The 17,739-nt window shown below is 59.1% G+C and carries 20 protein-coding genes; 11 read left to right on the forward strand and 9 right to left on the reverse strand.

Annotated features, from left to right (window positions below):
- Window positions 1–79 precede the first annotated feature (79 nt).
- Complete coding sequence (locus F8N85_RS21110) at window positions 80–580, forward strand: universal stress protein (RefSeq protein WP_150805463.1); 501 nt, start codon at window positions 80–82, stop codon at window positions 578–580.
- 112 nt (window positions 581–692) lie between these two features.
- A complete protein-coding gene (gene cysB, locus F8N85_RS21115; RefSeq protein WP_150805464.1) occupies window positions 693–1,667 on the forward strand; it encodes an HTH-type transcriptional regulator CysB in 975 nt (324 codons plus the stop codon).
- Window positions 1,668–1,670: 3 nt separating this feature from the next.
- Here cysB and F8N85_RS21120 read toward each other — a convergent pair whose 3' ends face one another.
- Together F8N85_RS21120 and F8N85_RS21125 are read right to left on the reverse strand one after the other, a co-directional pair.
- Window positions 1,671–2,153 carry a GreA/GreB family elongation factor gene (locus F8N85_RS21120; RefSeq protein WP_150805465.1) on the reverse strand — a complete coding sequence of 161 codons (483 nt, stop codon included), beginning with the start codon at window positions 2,151–2,153 and terminating at the stop codon, window positions 1,671–1,673.
- Between the two features lie 2 nt (window positions 2,154–2,155).
- On the reverse strand, window positions 2,156–2,542 hold the full coding sequence (locus F8N85_RS21125; RefSeq protein WP_150805466.1) for a hypothetical protein: 387 nt from the start codon (window positions 2,540–2,542) through the stop codon (window positions 2,156–2,158).
- A gap of 126 nt (window positions 2,543–2,668) precedes the next feature.
- Between F8N85_RS21125 and earP the strand changes: the two genes are divergently transcribed.
- Window positions 2,669–3,802 (forward strand): elongation factor P maturation arginine rhamnosyltransferase EarP, encoded by a 1,134-nt coding sequence (gene earP / locus F8N85_RS21130; protein WP_150805467.1) that lies wholly within the window; start codon window positions 2,669–2,671, stop codon window positions 3,800–3,802.
- Window positions 3,803–3,850: 48 nt separating this feature from the next.
- Complete coding sequence (locus F8N85_RS21135) at window positions 3,851–4,423, forward strand: elongation factor P (protein ID WP_150805468.1); 573 nt, start codon at window positions 3,851–3,853, stop codon at window positions 4,421–4,423.
- A 92-nt stretch (window positions 4,424–4,515) separates the two neighbouring features.
- On the opposite strand, the gene F8N85_RS21140 is transcribed toward F8N85_RS21135, so the two are convergent.
- The 3 genes from F8N85_RS21140 to F8N85_RS21150 form a co-directional block, all read right to left on the reverse strand.
- A complete protein-coding gene (locus F8N85_RS21140) occupies window positions 4,516–4,935 on the reverse strand; it encodes an organic hydroperoxide resistance protein (RefSeq protein WP_150805469.1) in 420 nt (139 codons plus the stop codon).
- A 373-nt stretch (window positions 4,936–5,308) separates the two neighbouring features.
- Window positions 5,309–5,770, reverse strand: coding sequence for a MarR family winged helix-turn-helix transcriptional regulator (locus F8N85_RS21145; RefSeq protein WP_150805557.1), 462 nt, complete (start codon window positions 5,768–5,770; stop codon window positions 5,309–5,311).
- A 69-nt stretch (window positions 5,771–5,839) separates the two neighbouring features.
- Window positions 5,840–6,796 (reverse strand): LysR family transcriptional regulator, encoded by a 957-nt coding sequence (locus F8N85_RS21150; RefSeq protein WP_150805470.1) that lies wholly within the window; start codon window positions 6,794–6,796, stop codon window positions 5,840–5,842.
- Window positions 6,797–6,904: 108 nt separating this feature from the next.
- On the opposite strand from F8N85_RS21150, the gene F8N85_RS21155 reads away from it, so the two are divergent.
- Window positions 6,905–7,654, forward strand: a complete 750-nt coding sequence (locus F8N85_RS21155; protein WP_150805471.1) for a sulfite exporter TauE/SafE family protein — start codon at window positions 6,905–6,907, stop codon at window positions 7,652–7,654.
- Here the strand turns inward: F8N85_RS21155 and F8N85_RS21160 are convergent.
- Complete coding sequence (locus tag F8N85_RS21160; protein WP_191636230.1) at window positions 7,644–8,495, reverse strand: LysR substrate-binding domain-containing protein; 852 nt, start codon at window positions 8,493–8,495, stop codon at window positions 7,644–7,646. The two genes, F8N85_RS21155 and F8N85_RS21160, sit on opposite strands and share 11 nt — an antisense overlap.
- Window positions 8,496–8,592: 97 nt before the next feature.
- On the opposite strand from F8N85_RS21160, the gene F8N85_RS21165 reads away from it, so the two are divergent.
- The 3 genes from F8N85_RS21165 (at window position 8,593) to F8N85_RS21175 (ending at window position 10,519) form a co-directional block, all read left to right on the forward strand.
- On the forward strand, window positions 8,593–8,820 hold the full coding sequence (locus tag F8N85_RS21165) for a DUF1127 domain-containing protein (RefSeq protein WP_150805473.1): 228 nt from the start codon (window positions 8,593–8,595) through the stop codon (window positions 8,818–8,820).
- Between the two features lie 162 nt (window positions 8,821–8,982).
- Window positions 8,983–9,192 (forward strand): DUF1127 domain-containing protein, encoded by a 210-nt coding sequence (locus tag F8N85_RS21170; RefSeq protein ID WP_224795721.1) that lies wholly within the window; start codon window positions 8,983–8,985, stop codon window positions 9,190–9,192.
- 97 nt (window positions 9,193–9,289) lie between these two features.
- Complete coding sequence (locus tag F8N85_RS21175; RefSeq protein ID WP_150805474.1) at window positions 9,290–10,519, forward strand: winged helix-turn-helix domain-containing protein; 1,230 nt, start codon at window positions 9,290–9,292, stop codon at window positions 10,517–10,519.
- 133 nt (window positions 10,520–10,652) lie between these two features.
- Here F8N85_RS21175 and F8N85_RS21180 read toward each other — a convergent pair whose 3' ends face one another.
- Window positions 10,653–11,999, reverse strand: coding sequence for a class II 3-deoxy-7-phosphoheptulonate synthase (locus F8N85_RS21180; RefSeq protein WP_150805475.1), 1,347 nt, complete (start codon window positions 11,997–11,999; stop codon window positions 10,653–10,655).
- A gap of 161 nt (window positions 12,000–12,160) precedes the next feature.
- On the opposite strand from F8N85_RS21180, the gene F8N85_RS21185 reads away from it, so the two are divergent.
- Entirely contained in the window at window positions 12,161–12,916 is a 756-nt protein-coding gene (locus F8N85_RS21185) for a spermidine synthase (RefSeq protein ID WP_150805476.1), read from the forward strand.
- Window positions 12,917–13,096: 180 nt separating this feature from the next.
- On the opposite strand, the gene F8N85_RS21190 is transcribed toward F8N85_RS21185, so the two are convergent.
- Entirely contained in the window at window positions 13,097–13,888 is a 792-nt protein-coding gene (locus F8N85_RS21190) for a crotonase/enoyl-CoA hydratase family protein (protein WP_150805477.1), read from the reverse strand.
- A gap of 420 nt (window positions 13,889–14,308) precedes the next feature.
- Between F8N85_RS21190 and F8N85_RS21195 the strand changes: the two genes are divergently transcribed.
- A complete protein-coding gene (locus F8N85_RS21195) occupies window positions 14,309–15,982 on the forward strand; it encodes a DEAD/DEAH box helicase (RefSeq protein ID WP_150805478.1) in 1,674 nt (557 codons plus the stop codon).
- A gap of 218 nt (window positions 15,983–16,200) precedes the next feature.
- Here F8N85_RS21195 and F8N85_RS21200 read toward each other — a convergent pair whose 3' ends face one another.
- Window positions 16,201–16,968, reverse strand: a complete 768-nt coding sequence (locus F8N85_RS21200; protein ID WP_150805479.1) for a DODA-type extradiol aromatic ring-opening family dioxygenase — start codon at window positions 16,966–16,968, stop codon at window positions 16,201–16,203.
- A gap of 103 nt (window positions 16,969–17,071) precedes the next feature.
- Between F8N85_RS21200 and F8N85_RS21205 the strand changes: the two genes are divergently transcribed.
- Entirely contained in the window at window positions 17,072–17,728 is a 657-nt protein-coding gene (locus F8N85_RS21205; RefSeq protein ID WP_150805480.1) for a thiopurine S-methyltransferase, read from the forward strand.
- Window positions 17,729–17,739: the final 11 nt, after the last annotated feature.

Below are 17,739 nucleotides of genomic sequence, written 5' to 3' on the forward strand. Positions count from 1 at the left end.
TTACGCAAAATGTCGTACTCGCCAAGGCACTGCTAAGCTGAATCAAATCTCCGCCATGTTTGGCATTCGAGGAGGTCATATGATTCATTCGATGCTGTATGCCACTGACCTCGGTGTATACGCCCCCTATGTGATGCAACATGCTCTGGCACTGGCTAGAACCTTCAATGCCGACCTGTATGTGGTTCACGCCGTTGAGCCCATGGGGCTATTTGCCGAATCGGTGCTACAGAGTTATCTCGATGAGCAGGCGTTGAACGAATGGCACAGTCAGGGCCTGTCCACGGTGATGGCCAATATCGAGCAGCGTGTGCTCGACAGCTTTCGCGAAGAGTTGGGGGAGGGCCAGCAGGACCTGGCACTGATCAAGTCGGTCAGGGTATTTCAGGGCGATCCGTCACAGGTCATTCTCGAACAGGCACAGAAACTCTCGGTGGATTTGTTGATCGTAGGTAGTCATAGCCATGGAGCCGGAGGGGACACGCCTTTGGGCCGGACCTCCGCCCGGGTTTTGCAGTTGGCTCAGGTGCCGGTGTATCTGGTGCCGTTGTTACAGCGTCGGCGACACGGGGACAGATGAGGCTGGAATCGTAGCCTTGATAAAAAAGTTCTAGATTTATTCTTTAAACCATTAATATAGTTATATACCGTCGCTGATGCCCGTGGCGTCTACCTTGCTTTGAGGGATACATATGAAGCTTCAACAACTGCGCTACATCTGGGAAGTGGCGCACCACGACCTCAACGTTTCGGCTACTGCCCAAAGCCTTTACACCTCGCAACCGGGTATCAGCAAACAGATCCGCCTGCTCGAGGACGAGCTGGGGGTCGAGGTTTTCGCTCGCAGTGGCAAGCACCTGACGCGAGTCACCCCGGCCGGTGAACGCATCATCACCACGGCTGGCGAGATCCTGCGCAAGGTCGAGAGCATCAAGCAGATCGCCCAGGAGTTCTCCAACGAGAAGAAAGGCACTCTGTCGATCGCCACCACCCACACCCAGGCACGTTATGCGTTGCCACCGGTCATCAGCAGCTTTATCAAGCAATACCCTGACGTCGCCTTGCACATGCATCAGGGCTCGCCGATGCAAATCGCCGAAATGGCCGCAGACGGTACCGTGGATTTCGCCATCGCTACCGAAGCGCTGGAGTTGTTCGGCGATCTGGTGATGATGCCTTGCTATCGCTGGAACCGCTGCGTGGTCGTGCCTCAGGGCCATCCGCTGACCAAGTTGCCAAAGCTGACCCTGGAAACCCTGGCTGAATACCCGATCGTCACCTATGTGTTCGGTTTCACCGGTCGATCGAAACTCGACGAAGCCTTCAGCCATCGCGGCCTGACGCCAAAAGTGGTGTTCACCGCTGCCGATGCCGACGTGATCAAGACTTACGTGCGCCTCGGGCTGGGCGTGGGCATCGTCGCGAAAATGGCGGTCGACACCAAGCTCGACAGCGACCTGGTGGTGCTCGATGCCAGTGAACTGTTCGAGTCCAGCGTGACCAAGATCGGTTTCCGCCGAGGCACTTTCCTGCGTGGTTTCATGTGCGACTTCATCGAGAAGTTTGCCCCGCACCTGACTCGCGAAATCATGGCCAAGGCCATTCAGTGCCACAACAAGCAGGAACTGGAAGAGCTGTTCGACGGCGTCGAACTGCCGGTTCACTAAGCGTCACTTCACCTCGGTGACAGCAAACTGTTGCCGGGTGCCCGCCACATTGATTTCGACCTCATCCCCTTCGAACTTGCCCAGCAGGCTTTTGCCCAGCGGCGAACGTGGGGTGATGACGGTAATCAGTTGCCCCACCAGATAGACCTTCAGCCCGGCCGCATCAGGCCCCAGAAACAGCCACTGCTGATTGCCGTTGTCGTCTGCAAGGCCGAGCAAGGTACCGACCTGGATGCCTTGCTGCTCATCATACGGACGCAGGATCAGGTTCTGGCAAAGCACCAATGCCTGCCTGATCTCTTCCACGCGCCTGGCCTGGCCTGTCGCCAGGTAGGAAGCCTCCAGGCCCAGGGTGTCGTACTTGTTCTCGGCTTTGTTTTCTTCGTGGGTCGCGGCTTCGTAGGCGGTTTGCGCGGCGCGTTGGACGATATCGAGATCGACCTTGAGCTTTTCGAGGATCAGGGCGTGAACGGCGTGTTTATTCATGGTCAATCGCAGAATTGCAGGACATTGGCCCGGCTCTTGTCGCTGGGGGCCGTCTGGTCTTGTTGCAGCCAGAACTGGCATTTTGGGTTGGACAGATTGCGCAGGTTGCTGCGGGCATTGTCCAGGGTTTGCTGTTGCTCGTTCTTGCGCAGGTTTTCCTGGTATTGCTCGAACATGCGGTTCGGTTGGGCAAGGGGCGGTTTCGTCAACTGCTGAACCGCCTCCGCCACCGGCGCCAGTTGCTGACCAAAGATAAATCGTGAAGCCAGCCAGCAGGTCAATGCGATTGCCATGAAGCCCAGCCACAGACCGAGGGCGATGCTACCGGTCAGCTGTAGCGGATTGAGGCTGACGGGCATTGAACGGCGGGGGTGTGGACGATAGGGCATGGCGGCCTCCTGGCAGGCAGTCTTTGATCAAACAGGGAGCAATTGTCGCAGATTAATCGACTTCGCCCCCTTCTGCGCGAGACCATTTATGCGGACAATCGGCGCCTTTGCCAAATGGAGCCCGGAATGAAAGCCACCTGGGATATTTTCTGCACGGTCGTCGATAACTACGGCGACATCGGCGTAACCTGGCGCCTGGCCCGGCAATTGGTCGCCGAGCATCCCTGCACGGTGCGGTTGTGGGTCGATGATCTGCGCGCTTTCGAACGCTTGTGTCCGTCCATCGAGGTCAATGCGGCCCGGCAGTGGCAGCAGGGGGTCGAAGTTTGCCACTGGTCCACCGAGTGGCAATCGACAGCCGCGGCAGACGTGGTGATTGCCGCCTTTGCTTGCCAATTGCCGACGGCGTACATGGAAGCAATGGCCACCCGGGAAAAAACGCCATTGTGGCTCAATCTCGATTACTTGAGTGCCGAGGACTGGACGGTGGGTTGCCATGGCTTGCCGTCAGTGAAACACCAGCATGTTCAGAAGTACTTCTTCTTTCCCGGATTCAAGGCCGGCACCGGCGGCTTGCTGCGTGAGGCCGGCTTGCTCGAGCAGCGTCGGCAGTTTCAGCAAAACCCCAAGGCCCGGCGAGTGTTTCTGCAGGGATTCGGCGTTGCTCCGGTCGCGGGAGCACGGCTGATCTCGTTGTTCGCCTATGAAAATGCCGGGCTGGCCAGTTGGCTCGATGTCATGGCCGCGGATTCGAAACCGACCCATTTGCTGGTGCCCGAAGGGCGGATTCTCGGGGATGTGCAGCGTTGGCTTGGGGTCGACGGTTTGTCGGTGGGCGCGGTACAGGTGCGTGATGCCCTGACCGTGCAGGTGTTGCCGTTCGTCCGACAGGACGACTACGACCGCCTGTTATGGTGCTGCGATTTCAATGCGGTGCGCGGCGAAGACTCTTTCGTGCGAGCGCAGTGGGCGGGGCGGCCACTGCTGTGGCATATCTATCAGCAGGAAGATGATGTCCACCTGGACAAGCTGGAGGCTTTCCTGACGCTATACACCGAGGGTTTGTCAGCGCCCGCCAAAACGGCGCTCAACGGCTTGTGGCGGGCCTGGAATGCCGGGCAGGATATGGCTGAACACTGGCTGGCGGTGCAGATTCACTGGCCTGAACTGACCGAACACGCCGAGGCGTGGTGTCTGGAACAAGCCTCGCGGGCGGATCTTGCTGCGACACTGGTACAGTTTTACCTAAATTGGATATGATACGCGGCCTAGATTTTTGTAAATCCCATCCAAATTCGGATATTCGTAATGAAAACTGGTAAAGAACTGAAACCCGGTACGGTGATCCGTCTCGAAAACGACCCTTGGCTGGTTCAGAAAGCTGAATTCACCAAGTCCGGTCGTAACAGCGCGATCATGAAAACCAAGCTGAAAAACCTGCTGACCGGTTACAAGACCGAGATCGTTTACAGCGCTGACGACAAACTGGACGACGTAATCCTCGACCGCAAAGAAGCGACCCTGTCCTTCATCAGCGGCGACACCTACACGTTCATGGACACCACTGACTACACCATGTACGAGCTGAACGCCGAAGACATCGAAGCTGTTCTGCCATTCGTCGAAGAAGGCATGACCGATGTTTGCGAAGCGATCTTCTTCGAAGAGCGTCTGGTTTCCGTTGAACTGCCGACCACTATCGTGCGTCAGGTCGACTACACCGAAGGTTCCGCTCGCGGCGACACTTCGGGCAAGGTGATGAAGCCTGCCAAACTGAAAAACGGTACCGAGCTGAGCGTTGCGGATTTCGTTGAAATCGGCGACTGGATCGAGATCGACACCCGTGACGGTGGCTCCTACAAGGGCCGCGCCAAGGTTTAAGCCAGACTTAAATCGCGAGTGTAAAAAAAGCCCGACCATTGAGTCGGGCTTTTTTCTGGGCGTCGTTTGCGCGTAGCGACTATGCGCGGCGTTCAGACGGTGACGTGCAAGCGCACATCGATGTTGCCGCGGGTGGCGTTGGAGTACGGGCAAACCTGATGCGCGGCATCGACCAGAGTCTGTGCATCAGCCTGTTCCAGGCCGGGCAGGTTGACGTGCAGGTCGATGTCCAGACCGAAACCGCCAGGAATCTGGCCAATGCCGACGTGAGCAGTGATCGAGGCGTCATCGGGGATTTTGCGTTTGCTCTGGCTGGCGACGAATTTCAATGCGCCGATAAAGCAGGCGGAGTAACCGGCAGCGAACAGCTGCTCAGGATTGGTTGCCTCACCACCGGCACCCCCGAGTTCTTTCGGGGTGGCGAGTTTCACGTCGAGAATATTGTCGCTGGAAACCGCGCGGCCATCACGGCCACCGGTAGCGGTTGCGACTGCGGTATAGAGAGTTTGCATGGCAGGAGCCTCTTATAGGTGGGATTTTATGCGCTAAATGTTTGCACGCTCAGTAAATGCGAAATAAATGTAGCTCGCAAATAGTTAGTGCGCAATATAAATTTCACAAGAAATTTTCAGAGAGCGAAAAGACCCCAAAAGATCGCAGCCTGCGGGCGGTGTACAACCAGGATTTCACGGGTGTATGCGGTCGGCGTAGGAGCTGCCGCAGGCTGCGATCTTTTGATCTTGCTTGTGGCGATTCCCGAAATCGTCAAAAGATCGCAGCCTGCGGCAGCTCCTACGGGGGAGGTGTAAATCAGGGATTTCACGGGGGACGCGGTCGGCGTAGGACCTGGCGAAGCCTGCGATCTTTTGCGGTTTGACTGGCTGTCTACAGGCTGTCTTGCAAATGACCACGCAATGCCAGCAAATCACCTTGCAACTTGCGTATCTGCTCCAGGGTCTGACCACTGGCGCCAAGGATGCATTGCGGAACATCCCGGGCCTTATCCCGCAAGGCGCGGCCTTGGGCGGTCAATTCAACAATCACTACACGCTCGTCTTCGCGGCTGCGGGTGCGGCTTAGCAAGCCTTCGGCTTCGAGGCGTTTGAGCAGCGGTGTCAATGAACCGGGGTCCGTCAGCAGGCGAGTGCTGATCTCGCCTACGGTTAATCCGTCGCGTTCCCACAACACCATCATCGCCAGATACTGCGGATAGGTCAGGCCCAGGGCCTGCAGCAGTGGTTTGTAGACCTTGGTCATCAACAACGAGGTGGAATGCAGGGCAAAACACAGCTGATTGTCGAGCAGCAGCTGGTCGCAGTTATCCGGGGTGGAGCTCACGCTTTTCATGTTGGGGCCTTGATCATTACTCATCCTGAATCTAGCGGGCTAATCTTTAATGCGCCAGATAATTTCGGTCTACTGCCAGCCAAGATCACTCTGCAGAGCCAGATCCCAGGGCGGGACCGGACTGAATCGGACCTTCAGATATTCCAATAATAATCGACTGCGGGAACTGGCCTGCTGTTCCAGGCGCAACGCATAGATTCCGGTGGTTTCCGGTTTGGGCAGTCCCTTCTCGCAAAACAGCGGCAGCAATTCGCCGCGCAGCAAATACTCGCTGATCAGCCAGGTCGGCAGATGAGCGATGCCCAACCCGGCCAGCGCGCCGCAGACCAGGGCTTCAGCATTGTTGGCGCTCATGCGTATGCGTTGCGGACGGTACGATTGCAACTGTCCGTCGAGCTCGAAGCGCCAGGCGAAAGGCGGCGCCAGCCCCTCCCAATCGAGGCCATCGTGCTCGCTCAGTTCCCTGGGATGGGTCGGCGCACCGCGACGTTTCAAATAGGCCGGGCTGGCGCAGGCAATCCTCACCATGCTCGCCAAAGGCGTGGCGACCAGTCGGGTATCGGCCATTTGCCCGGCTCGCAGCACCAGATCGACCTTGCCCAGGTTCGAACCCTGCATGTCGACAAAACTGTCGATCAGGTGCAGTTGAACATCCAGTCCCGGGTAGACCACCAGGAAGTCGGCAATCACCGGGGCCAGATGCCTGCGGCCGAAAGCGGCCGGTGCGTCCACCCGAATCAGACCCTCCGGGGCATCGCTCAGGGAGGCCGCTTCAGCCCGGGCCAGACGCAATTCGGCGACTACCCGTCGGGCTCGCTCGGCAAAGGCCAGGCCCGCCGGGGTCGCGCGCACTGCATGGGTGCTGCGAATGAACAACTGGCTGCCGAGGGCATTTTCCAGGCTGTCGATACGTCGGGCGACTGCCGATGGCGTCAGCGGATGGCGCCGCGAAGCGGCGGAGAAACTGCCGGTTTCCAGTACATCAAGCAACAAACCGAGCTGATCGGAGAGGAGTTTGGGGTTCATGCCTTGAGTTCACTTGTGCGGCTTTCGCATAGCCATTGTGCGTTGCTGTGCGTTTCCACGCCAGAGCAGACTGCGTAGCATGCATAGCCAGACGTGAGGGGATGGCTTTTGATCGAGTTAGTGATGTACTTGGCATTTGGTGCGGCCCTGGGGACCCTGGGCGGTTTGTTCGGTATCGGCGGCGGTCTGATCGCAATCCCGGTACTGGGGGTATTGTTCGGTCTGGACCAGCAGATTGCCCAAGGCACGGCCTTGGTCATGGTGGTGCCGAACGTGATGCTGGCGTTGTGGCGTTATCACCAGCGCAATCGGATTGAGCTGTGCCATGCCTTGCCCTTGGCCTTGATGGGCTTTTGCTTTGCCTGGCTGGGCTCGATCTGGGCGGTGGGGATCGATGCGCGGGTGATGCGTATCGGTTTCGTTGCGTTCCTGATCGCTTTGTCAGCCTACAACCTGGCGCGAATGTTTGTGGCCAACGCGCCGGTATCTGCGCAGATGCGATACCCGTGGCCCTGGTTGGGGGTGTTGGGCGCCGCGTCCGGGACCATGGGGGGATTGTTCGGTGTCGGTGGGGCGGTGGTCGCCACGCCGGTGCTGACCAGCGTGTTCGGCACCACTCAGGTGGTCGCTCAGGGTCTGTCCCTGGCCTTGGCCCTGCCGAGCACCGGCGTCACGCTGGCGACCTATGCGGTCCATCATCAGGTGGACTGGATGATCGGTTTGCCCCTCGCGGCCGGCGGGCTATTAAGCATCAGTTGGGGAGTGAAAATCGCCCATTCCATGCCGGAGCGCCTGCTGCGCGGGCTGTTCTGCGGTTTTCTGGTGCTGTGTGCGGTGATGCTCGCGATTAAAGTTTGAAGCCTTCGATGATGTGTTCGGCCAGGCATTCGGTAATCGGCGATGGCGTGTTCAGGTTACGCAGCAGCATGATGCTGGCCTCGGGTAACAATGGCAGGTCTTCGGCCTCGCCGAGAATACGCATGTCCGGGGTAATCAGGCTCTCCAGTTGCGCGGTGACGGCCAGGCCGGCGCTGACGATGGCCATGAGCGCCGACAGACTGGAGCTGTTGTAGGCGATGCGGTAGTCGCGCCCGGCAGCATCCAGGGCATTGCAAGCCCAGAGCCGGCAGAAACAATCGCTGTTGAACATCGCCAGGGGCAACGGCGTCTGCTCGTGGGCGCTGAAGCATTGTGCCTCGGCCCAGACGAACCGTTCCTTGCGCAGCAACTGGCCAATCTCGCTGCCAGGTTCGCGGGTGACGATGGACAAATCCAGGTCCTGGCGTAGCAGCAGTTGTTTGGAAGATTCGCAATGCACTTCAATCTGGATCAGCGGATAGGCTTTGGCGAAGCGCGACAGAATCCCCGGCAAGAAGCGCATCACATAGTCATCCGGCGTACCAATGCGCACGGTGCCGACCATGTGTGGTTCGCGCAGCGTATTGAACACTTCACTGTGCAGTTTCAGGATGCGCCGGGCATAGCCCAGCAGCACCTGGCCCTCGGCGGTCAATCGCACCTGGCGGCCCTCACGCTGAAACAGCTGGCGTTGCAACACGTCTTCTTCCAGCCGCTTCATCTGCATGCTCACCGCGGACTGGGTGCGATTGACCAGCTCGCCGGCGCGAGTAAAACCACCCTGATCGGCAATCGCGACGAAGGTACGCAGGACTTCGGTGTCGATGCTGGGGTAGGCCAATTGATCAATCTCCGAGATGTGTTGCATCAGAAACATTCGTTGGATTGATCTTAGCTCCAGCGCGAAACTCTAGCCATCCCCACTGGAGGGCAACACGATGAAAGGTCAAAAAGGTTATGTACTGGTAGACAAATTTTCATTCCATGGTTTCTCCCTGCACCATCTGATGGAGAAAATCGCCCGCTGGCATCAGCTTAATCAAGAGCGTGCGCTACTGGCCAGCCTGAGCGACGAGGCGCTGAAGGATATCGGGTTGAGTCGGGCGGATGTCGAGCAGGAAGCCGAACGGCACTTCTGGGAAGATCCCCTGGGTAAAGGCAAGTAAATCCAATGCTCTGTAGAAACGTTTGGTCACTACCCCATGGCTCCGGGTGAAAGCTCGAGCCATGGGGTTTGTGCCGATCCGGCAATAGACGGTCATAGACGTTCGCTAGGTCCACTCCCGCACGTGCACAAGACTGCGGCCTTCACTCTGAGGAATACCGTCATGGAACGACAGCAGCAGGCAATGAGTGCCGGGGTAGAAGCACTCCGATTGGCGCTTTGTACATCAAAGCAGCATTTATCCACCGTCCTGGCGAAGTTGAGTCGCTGGGGGCAGATGAGTAAGGATAGTGTCGAGCTGGCTCGAATGAGTGACAACAGGCTGCGTGATATTGGCCTGAGTCGAGCCGATGTAATGAAGGAAACTGTCTAGCCGTTCTGGCATGACCCATTGAGGCGTTAACCGGCGGGCATTGGCGTTTTGTGCGCCTGCCGCTAAGGTGGGGGGAGTCTTTATCAAGAGCCGTTGAATGCCTACTCCTCTTTGCTTTTCCTTGAAGCGGGCCCGGCGTCTGGCGCTGACCGCCCAAGGGTTCTCCGGGCGTCAGCCACCAGCGGCGGTCAAGTCGACCCAGCTCAACCGGTTGATTGAGCGTCTGGGCATCCTGCAGATCGATTCGGTCAACGCTCTGGTGCGCTCGCACTACCTTCCGCTGTTTTCTCGCCTGGGCAACTACTCAGCCGGTCTGCTGGATCAGGCGGCCTGGAGTCAGGGTCGGCGGCGGACGTTGTTCGAGTATTGGGGGCATGAGGCGTCCTTGCTGCCGTTATCGATGTATCCCTTGATGCGCTGGCGGATGCAGCGGGCGACTCAAGGGGAGGGCATTTATCAACAGATGGCTCGCTTTGGTCGGGAGCAGCAGGAGACGATTCGTCGAGTGCTGGCCCTGGTTGAGGAGCGCGGGGCGCTCGGCGCTGGCAGCTTGTCGACCCGTCAGGAGCGGGCAGGGCCCTGGTGGGACTGGAGTGCCGAGAAGCACGCGCTGGAGTGGTTGTTTGCCGCCGGAGAGGTAACGGTCTCGGGGCGTCGTGGTTTCGAGCGTCTTTATGATTTGCCGGAGCGGGTCATTCCCGCGGCGATTCTGCAGCAACCGCTACTCAGCGAGGCCGAGGCTCAGCGGGGGTTATTGATGCATGCGGCCAGTGCACTGGGCGTCGGTACGGACAAGGACTTGCGTGACTATTTCCGGCTATCGCCTGCCGACAGTCGCGCGCGCCTGGCCGAGTTGGTCGAGGAGGGCAGGTTGCTGCAGTGTGAAGTGCAGGATTGGCGGCAACCGGCCTATTGCCTGGCAGCACCGAAAGTCCCGCGCAAAGTGGAAGTCAGCGCCCTGCTTTCGCCGTTCGACTCGTTGATCTGGGAGCGCAGCCGGACCGAGCGATTGTTCGATTTCCGTTATCGGCTGGAGATCTACACGCCTCAAGCGAAGCGAGTCTATGGCTACTACGTGCTGCCGTTTTTGCACAATGAGCGAATTGCCGCCCGCGTCGATTTGCGCGCCGAACGGGCTCAGGGACGATTGGCGGTGCATGCCGTGCACGAGGAAGAACCGGGGCTGGATGAGCAGGGGATGCTGGCATTAGCCAGGAATCTGCGGCAGATGGCTGATTGGTTGGGGCTGGTGGAGATTCAGCTCAATTGCCCGAGGGCCAGTGCGGCACGGTTGCGGGTGGCGTTGGTTGAGTTTGGTGGCGGCTGACAAATCGAATCGCGAGCAAGCCCGCTCCCACATTTAATCTGCGTCTGCCTACGATGGTGTGATCAGCGCAGACCTAATGTGGGAGCGAGCCTGCTCGCGATGACGGCATATCAGACGACGAAAACCTGTTGATTCAACGCCGAACCTGCTTGAGTGTCTCGGCAATCAAAAACGCCAGCTCCAGCGACTGGTCGGCATTCATCCGCGGGTCGCAATGGGTGTGATAACGGTCCGACAAACCATCCTCGGTAATCGGACGTGCGCCGCCGATGCATTCGGTGACGTTCTGCCCGGTCATCTCGATATGGATGCCGCCGGCATAGCTGCCTTCTGCTTCATGCACCTGGAAGAACTGCTTCACTTCATTGAGGATCTGTTCGAAGTCGCGGGTCTTGTAGCCGCTGCTGGCTTTGATGGTGTTGCCGTGCATCGGGTCGGAGCTCCACAGCACTTTCTTGCCTTCGCTTTCCACCGCGCGGATCAGCTGCGGCAGATGGTCGCCAACCTTGTTCGCGCCCATGCGCGCGATCAGGTTGAGGCGGCCCGGATCGTTATCCGGGTTGAGGATGTCGATCAGGCGAATCAGCTCCTCGGTTTTCATGCTCGGACCGACCTTGACCCCGATCGGGTTGTTCACGCCACGCAGGAACTCGACATGGGCGCCGTCGAGTTGGCGTGTGCGGTCGCCGATCCAGAGCATGTGCGCCGAGCAATCGTAGTAGTCGTTAGTCAGGCTGTCACGACGCACGAAGGCTTCTTCGTAGTTCAGCAGCAGCGCTTCGTGAGCGGTGAAGAAGCTGGTTTCGCGCAGTTGCGGCGAGCTGTCCATGCCACAGGCGCGCATGAAAGCCAGGGTTTCATCGATGCGATCGGCCAGGTGGCTGTACTTTTCGGCCAGTGCGGAGTTGGCGATGAAGTCCAGGTTCCATTTGTGCACTTGATGCAGGTCGGCAAAACCGCCCTGGGCGAAGGCCCGCAGCAGGTTCAGAGTGGCGGTGGACTGATGGTAAGACTGCAATAGCCGATCCGGGTCCGGCACTCGGCTCTTTTCGTCGAAACCAATGCCGTTGACAATGTCGCCACGGTAGGCCGGCAGGGTCACGCCATTGATGGTTTCGTCGTTGGACGAGCGCGGCTTGGCGAATTGCCCGGCCATGCGGCCGACCTTGACCACTGGGCAGCCCGCGGCGAAAGTCATGACGATCGCCATCTGCAGCAGTACTTTGAAGGTATCGCGGATCTTTGCCGCGGAGAACTCGGCAAAGCTTTCGGCGCAATCGCCGCCTTGCAGCAGAAACGCCCGACCCTGAGTCACCTCGGCAAACTGACGGCGCAACTCCCGGGCCTCTCCGGCAAACACCAGCGGCGGATAACTGGCCAGGCTTTGCTCGACCTGCAGCAAATGCGCAGCGTCAGGGTAAACGGGTTGCTGCTGGATCGGCAGGGCGCGCCAGCTGTCAGGACTCCAGGGTTGGCTCATCACGGACTCTAGTGTTTTACGGTCGGATAGCCATGTTATCAGCAATTAGTGCGTGACCTGTTCCCGTCGCTTCGCGGACAATCGCGCCTTTCCCGCTCGGCAGCGAGCGGCTGGCTTTGTCCCGTTGCCGAGGTTGAACCCGGTGACGGTTAGGAGATGAGATGACTGAGGAGCGCGTCGAGCGCCTGCTCGCCGAGGTGCACGACGACTTCGGCATGATTCGGGTGCTGGAAGTGGCGGATTATCGCTTTCTCGAATTTGGCGATGCCATCGAGCAGAGCTGCGTGTTCACCGCCGACCCAAGCTGGCTGGAGTACGACTACACCCGGGCCATGCTGATCGGTGCGCTGTGCCACGACGCCCCGGAAAGCGCGCTGTTTCTCGGCCTTGGCGCCGGCACGCTGACCCAGGCTTGCCTTAAGTTCCTGCAGCTGGAGGATGTCGAAGCCATCGAGTTGCGCCCGGATGTACCCCGCCTGGCCATCGAATACCTGGGGCTGGATGACGATCCGCGGCTTTATATCCGAATCGGCGATGCCCTCGAGTTGCTCGAGACTGCCGAGTCGGCGGATCTGATCTTCGTCGACCTCTATACCGACGTCGGCCCCGGCGTCGGACATCTGGCCTGGGGTTTTCTGGAGAACTGCCAGAAACGCCTGAATCCGGGTGGCTGGCTGGTGATCAATCAATGGGCCACCGACGACGGCAAACCGTTGGGCGCGGCTTTGCTGCGTGGTCTTTATCACCGCCATTATTGGGAGCTGCCGGTGAAGGAGGGCAACGTGATCCTGTTCGTTCCCGCCGATATCGACCAAACCCTGGATATGGACGGCCTGACCGCCAGGGCCGAAGCACTGGCGCCGCGACTGGGTTACTCGTTGCAGTCGTTGATCAAAGTGATCCGCCCGGCGACCTGAAGGCTTGTGGGGAGCTAGTGTGGCGAGGGAGCTTGCTCCCGCTGGGGCGCGTAGCGGCCCTAAAACTGACAATCGCGGTTATTCTGGCTGAATGTATCCGCCGGTTTTAAGGCTGCTTCGCCCGAGCGCGGACCGGCCGGCGGGAGCAAGCCCCCTCGCCACAGGGGTTCCTGGTGCTTCTCAGCACCCCTTGAACACCCCTGGCCGCCGCTCCTGCATTGCCCGCAGACCTTCCTTGGCATCCTCGCTGTTCATCAGCTTCTTGACCAGCGGCGGCAATCCTTGAGCGGCGGCGGCTTCACCGTCAAGACGCGCCTGGCGCGCCGACATCAGGGTCGCCTGGACACCCAGTGGAGCTTGTCTGGCAATACGTTCTGCCAATTCAAGTGCGCGGGGCATCAGGTCTTCGCTGGCCATCACCTCCTGGACCAGGCCCAGGCGCAAGGCTTCATGGGCATCGAACTCATCGCCGGTCAGCAGCCAACGCATGGCATTGCCCCAGCCGGCAATCTGATGCAGGCGCAAGGTGGCACCACCGAACGGGAAGATTCCACGCTGGACTTCCAGTTGGGCGAAGCGCGTGTTGCTGGCGCACAGGTTGATATCGGCGGCCAGCATCAATTCGATGCCCAGGGTCAGACAGTAACCTTGCGCGGCGACAATCACCGGTTTACTGACCCTGGGCCCGGCGAAGACGCCCCAGGGGTCGCAACCTCCGGTCGGTGCCTGCCAGCCTTCGGCCAGGGCGCCCGCGACATTTGCCAGGTCGAGCCCGGCGGTGAAGTGTTCGCCGTGACCGAACACCACCGCCACCCGGGCCTCGGCGTTACGTTCGAACTCGCCGTAGGCCAGGCTGAGCTCATTGAGCAGATCAAGGTCGAAGGCATTGCGCTTGGCAACGCGATCGAGGCCGATCAACAGGACATGACCGCGCTGTTCACGGCTGACGCGACTTGGGCTGGGCTGATTCATGGGCATATCCTGGGGCGCAGAAAGGTATCTCGGACTGAAGCGCTAAGCCTGTAAAGATGAACCGTTTAAGCGTCCTGGCAAACAAGCTTGGACCTTTAAAAAATAGACCTTGGGAGGATTATCCGCAAAGCCCGTGACAGAGAGGTGTACAGGCGATTTTTCTGATAAATATTTCTCCCTTTTTTCAGTATTTCCGGTATAGTGCGCGCCGGCCTTTAACCGGGCCACGTTCAGGTATAGCAATTCCCCCGAAGCCAGCTTCGGCTGCTTGTCCGCTCTGCGGACGATCCTTGACGTTCCATTCATTCAAACGTTTTCGCAAATCCCCGCCGACAAAGCAGCCAGGGCGACTCTTGAGTCTTACACGGCATGCGCAGCTTTGGAGCATGGGTCTTTGCGGATGCACTTAGAGGCAGACCCATGACCCAGGAAACCGGCGGCTTCGCCGCTTTTGAACTTCATCCAAATATCCTTGCAGCCGTCATCGCGACTGGCTATGAAGAGCCTTCGGCTATTCAGCAGCAATCGATCCCGATCATCATGGCCGGTCACGACATGATTGGTCAGGCGCAAACCGGTACGGGTAAAACCGCTGCGTTCGCCCTGCCGATCCTGCATTGCATCGATCCTGCCAAGCGCGAGCCCCAGGCTCTGATCCTGGCTCCGACCCGTGAGCTGGCGCTGCAAGTTGCAACCGCTTTCGAAACCTATGCCAAGCAAATGCCTGGCGTAACTGTTGTGGCTGTCTACGGCGGCGCGCCGATGGGCCCACAACTGAAAGCTATCCGTAATGGCGCACAGATCGTTGTCGCCACTCCGGGTCGTCTGTGCGACCACCTGCGTCGCGACGAAAAAGTCCTGGCTACCGTGAACCATCTGGTTCTCGACGAAGCGGACGAAATGCTCAAACTGGGCTTCATGGACGACCTGGAAGTTATCTTCAAGGCCATGCCGGCAACCCGTCAGACCGTATTGTTCTCGGCCACTCTGCCGCAGTCGATCCGTGCCATCGCCGAACGCCATCTGCGCGATCCGAAGCACGTGAAGATCCAGACCAAGACTCAGACCGTTACCGCGATCGAACAGGCTCACCTGTTGGTTCACGCTGACCAGAAGACCTCGGCTGTATTGAGCCTGCTGGAAGTGGAAGACTTCGACGCGCTGATCATGTTCGTGCGTACCAAGCAAGCGACCCTGGACCTGGCCAGTGCCCTTGAAGCCAAAGGCTACAAAGCCGCTGCGCTGAACGGTGACATTGCTCAGAACCAGCGTGAGCGTGTGATCGAGTCCCTCAAGGATGGTCGTCTGGACATCGTTGTGGCCACCGACGTTGCTGCTCGTGGTCTGGACGTTCCGCGTATCACCCACGTATTCAACGTGGACATGCCGTACGACCCAGAGTCCTACGTTCACCGTATCGGCCGTACTGGCCGTGCCGGTCGCGAAGGTCGTGCATTGCTGCTGGTGACTCCGCGTGAGCGCCGCATGCTGCAAGTGATCGAGCGTGTAACCGGTCAGAAGGTTGCTGAAGTTCGCCTGCCGGACGCTCAAGCCGTTCTCGATGCGCGCATCAAGAAATTGACCAACAGCCTGTCGCCGCTGGTGGCTGACGCTGAATCGACCCACGGTGATCTGCTCGATCGCCTGACCGCCGATATCGGTTGCACCCCGCGTGCATTGGCCGCTGCTCTGCTGCGCAAGGCAACCAACGCGCAAGCGCTGACCCTGGCTGCAATCGAGAAAGAACGTCCACTGGTGCCGAACAACGCACCGCGTGGCGATCGTCCAGAGCGTACCGGTGATCGTCCGGACCGTGGTGATCGTGAGCGTCGTGCTCCGGTTCCACTGGCCGAAGGCCGTGCTCGTTGCCGTACCGCGCTGGGTGCGCGTGATGGCATCGCTGCCAAGAACCTGCTGGGCGCTATCCTCAACGAGGGTGGCCTGGCCCGTGAAGCTATCGGTCGCATCCAGGTGCGTGACAGCTTCAGCCTGGTCGAGTTGCCGGAAGATGGTCTGGAGCGTCTGCTGACCAAACTGAAGGACACTCGCGTTGCCGGTAAGCAGCTGAAACTGCGTCGCTATCGCGAAGATTGATCCGCTCTCGGGCTGATTGATCGAACATAAAAAATCCCCGACTGGTTCGGGGATTTTTTTTGTCTGTTTTTCGTAGCAGCTGCCGAAGGCTGCGTTCGAGCGCGCAGCGGTCGCAATCCAGCTTACGCGATCATTCTGGAAAACGAGGAGTATGATTTTACGACCGCTGCGCGGCCGAACGCAGCCTTCGGCAGCTGCTACGGATTGAGCGTTGCTGCTCAGCCGAAACGATAAATGTCCATCCCCAGCGCGCCCATGGTGAATCCCTGGTGGGCGATGCTGAAGTCCCCTCCGGCCCCTCGGGCAAAATACAGCGGCAGCAAATGCTCATCGCTGAGGTGGCTGCGCGCGGCATGGGGCGCTTGCTGGCGATAGTCATGCAAAGCGGCTTCGTCGTTGGCGGCGAGTTTGTCGATCGCCCAGTCGCGAAAGGCCTTGGCCCAAGGCTCGACGCTTTCCGGGCCGGCGTGCCAGTCCAGTTCGCGCAAGTTATGGGTGATGCTGCCGGAGCCGATCAGCAATACGCCTTGCTCACGCAAGCTGGCCAGGGCACGGCCGACGCGGGTTTGCAGGGCAGGGCCCTGGCGACTGGGCAGAGAAATTTGCACCACCGGAATATTGGCCTGGGGATACATCAGCGACAAAGGCACCCAGACCCCGTGATCGAACGGCTGCTTGGCGTCGATGCTCGCGACCAGCCCGGCGGTTTTCAGTAGTTCGACAACCTCTGCGGCCAGTTGTGGCTCACCGGGCGCGGGATATTGCACGGCAAACAGCGCTGCCGGGAAGCCGCCGAAGTCATGCCAGGTTTCAGGTTGGGGATTGCCGTTGACCAGCAGTTCGTTGCTTTCCCAGTGAGCGGAGACAATAACGATGGCCTTCGGTTTTGGCAGTTCGGCGGCCAGTCGGGCGAGGGCCGGGCCACTGGCGCCGGGTTCCAGGGCGAGCATCGGTGAACCATGGGAAATGAACAGACTGGGAAACATGAATGAGTTCCTGAGCGTTAAGATGAGACCATCTTCAGTCAGATCATTGATCTAAATCTAATATAAGTTTTAGGGCTTTTTGATCGAATTTTCGAGGTGATTTATGCAGCCAGAGTTTTGGAACAAACGTTGGGAGCGCAATCAGATCGGCTTTCATCTGTCGGAGGTCAATCCCTATCTGCTGCGGTTGTGGCCCAGGCTGGAGTTGGCACAAGGTTCGCGGGTGTTGGTGCCGTTGTGTGGAAAAAGCCTGGACCTTGTGTGGCTCGCCAGTTGTGGTCATCAGGTTCAGGGCATCGAGCTGTCGGAAAAGGCCGTGGCAGACTTTTTCAGCGATCAGCAGCTTGAGCCGCAGATCAGCCAGCGAGGCGCTTTCACGGTCTATCAGGTGGGCTTGATAGAGTTGTGGTGCGGGGATTTCTTTGCCTTGACTGCCGAGGATGTGGCCGAGTGCGCGGCGCTCTATGACCGCGCGGCGCTGATTGCCTTGCCGCCGCCGATGCGTGAGCAGTACGCCGCGCATCTGAACCGGATCCTGCCGTCGGGTTGTGAGGGTTTGCTGATTACTCTGGACTACGACCAGATGCAGATGGCCGGGCCGCCGTTTGCGGTGGTCGATGCTGAAGCCAGAAGCCTGCTTGGCGATCACTGGCAACTTCGGGTCGAGGAGGAACGGGATATCCTCGGCGAGAGCTGGAAGTTTCTCCAGGGTGGCGTTACCAGCCTGGATGAGCGGGTTTATCGCCTGGTAAAAAACTGACTGGGGTTGGG

It is taken from the genome of Pseudomonas fluorescens, from assembly GCF_902497875.1.
GTDB lineage: Bacteria > Pseudomonadota > Gammaproteobacteria > Pseudomonadales > Pseudomonadaceae > Aquipseudomonas > Aquipseudomonas fluorescens_BR.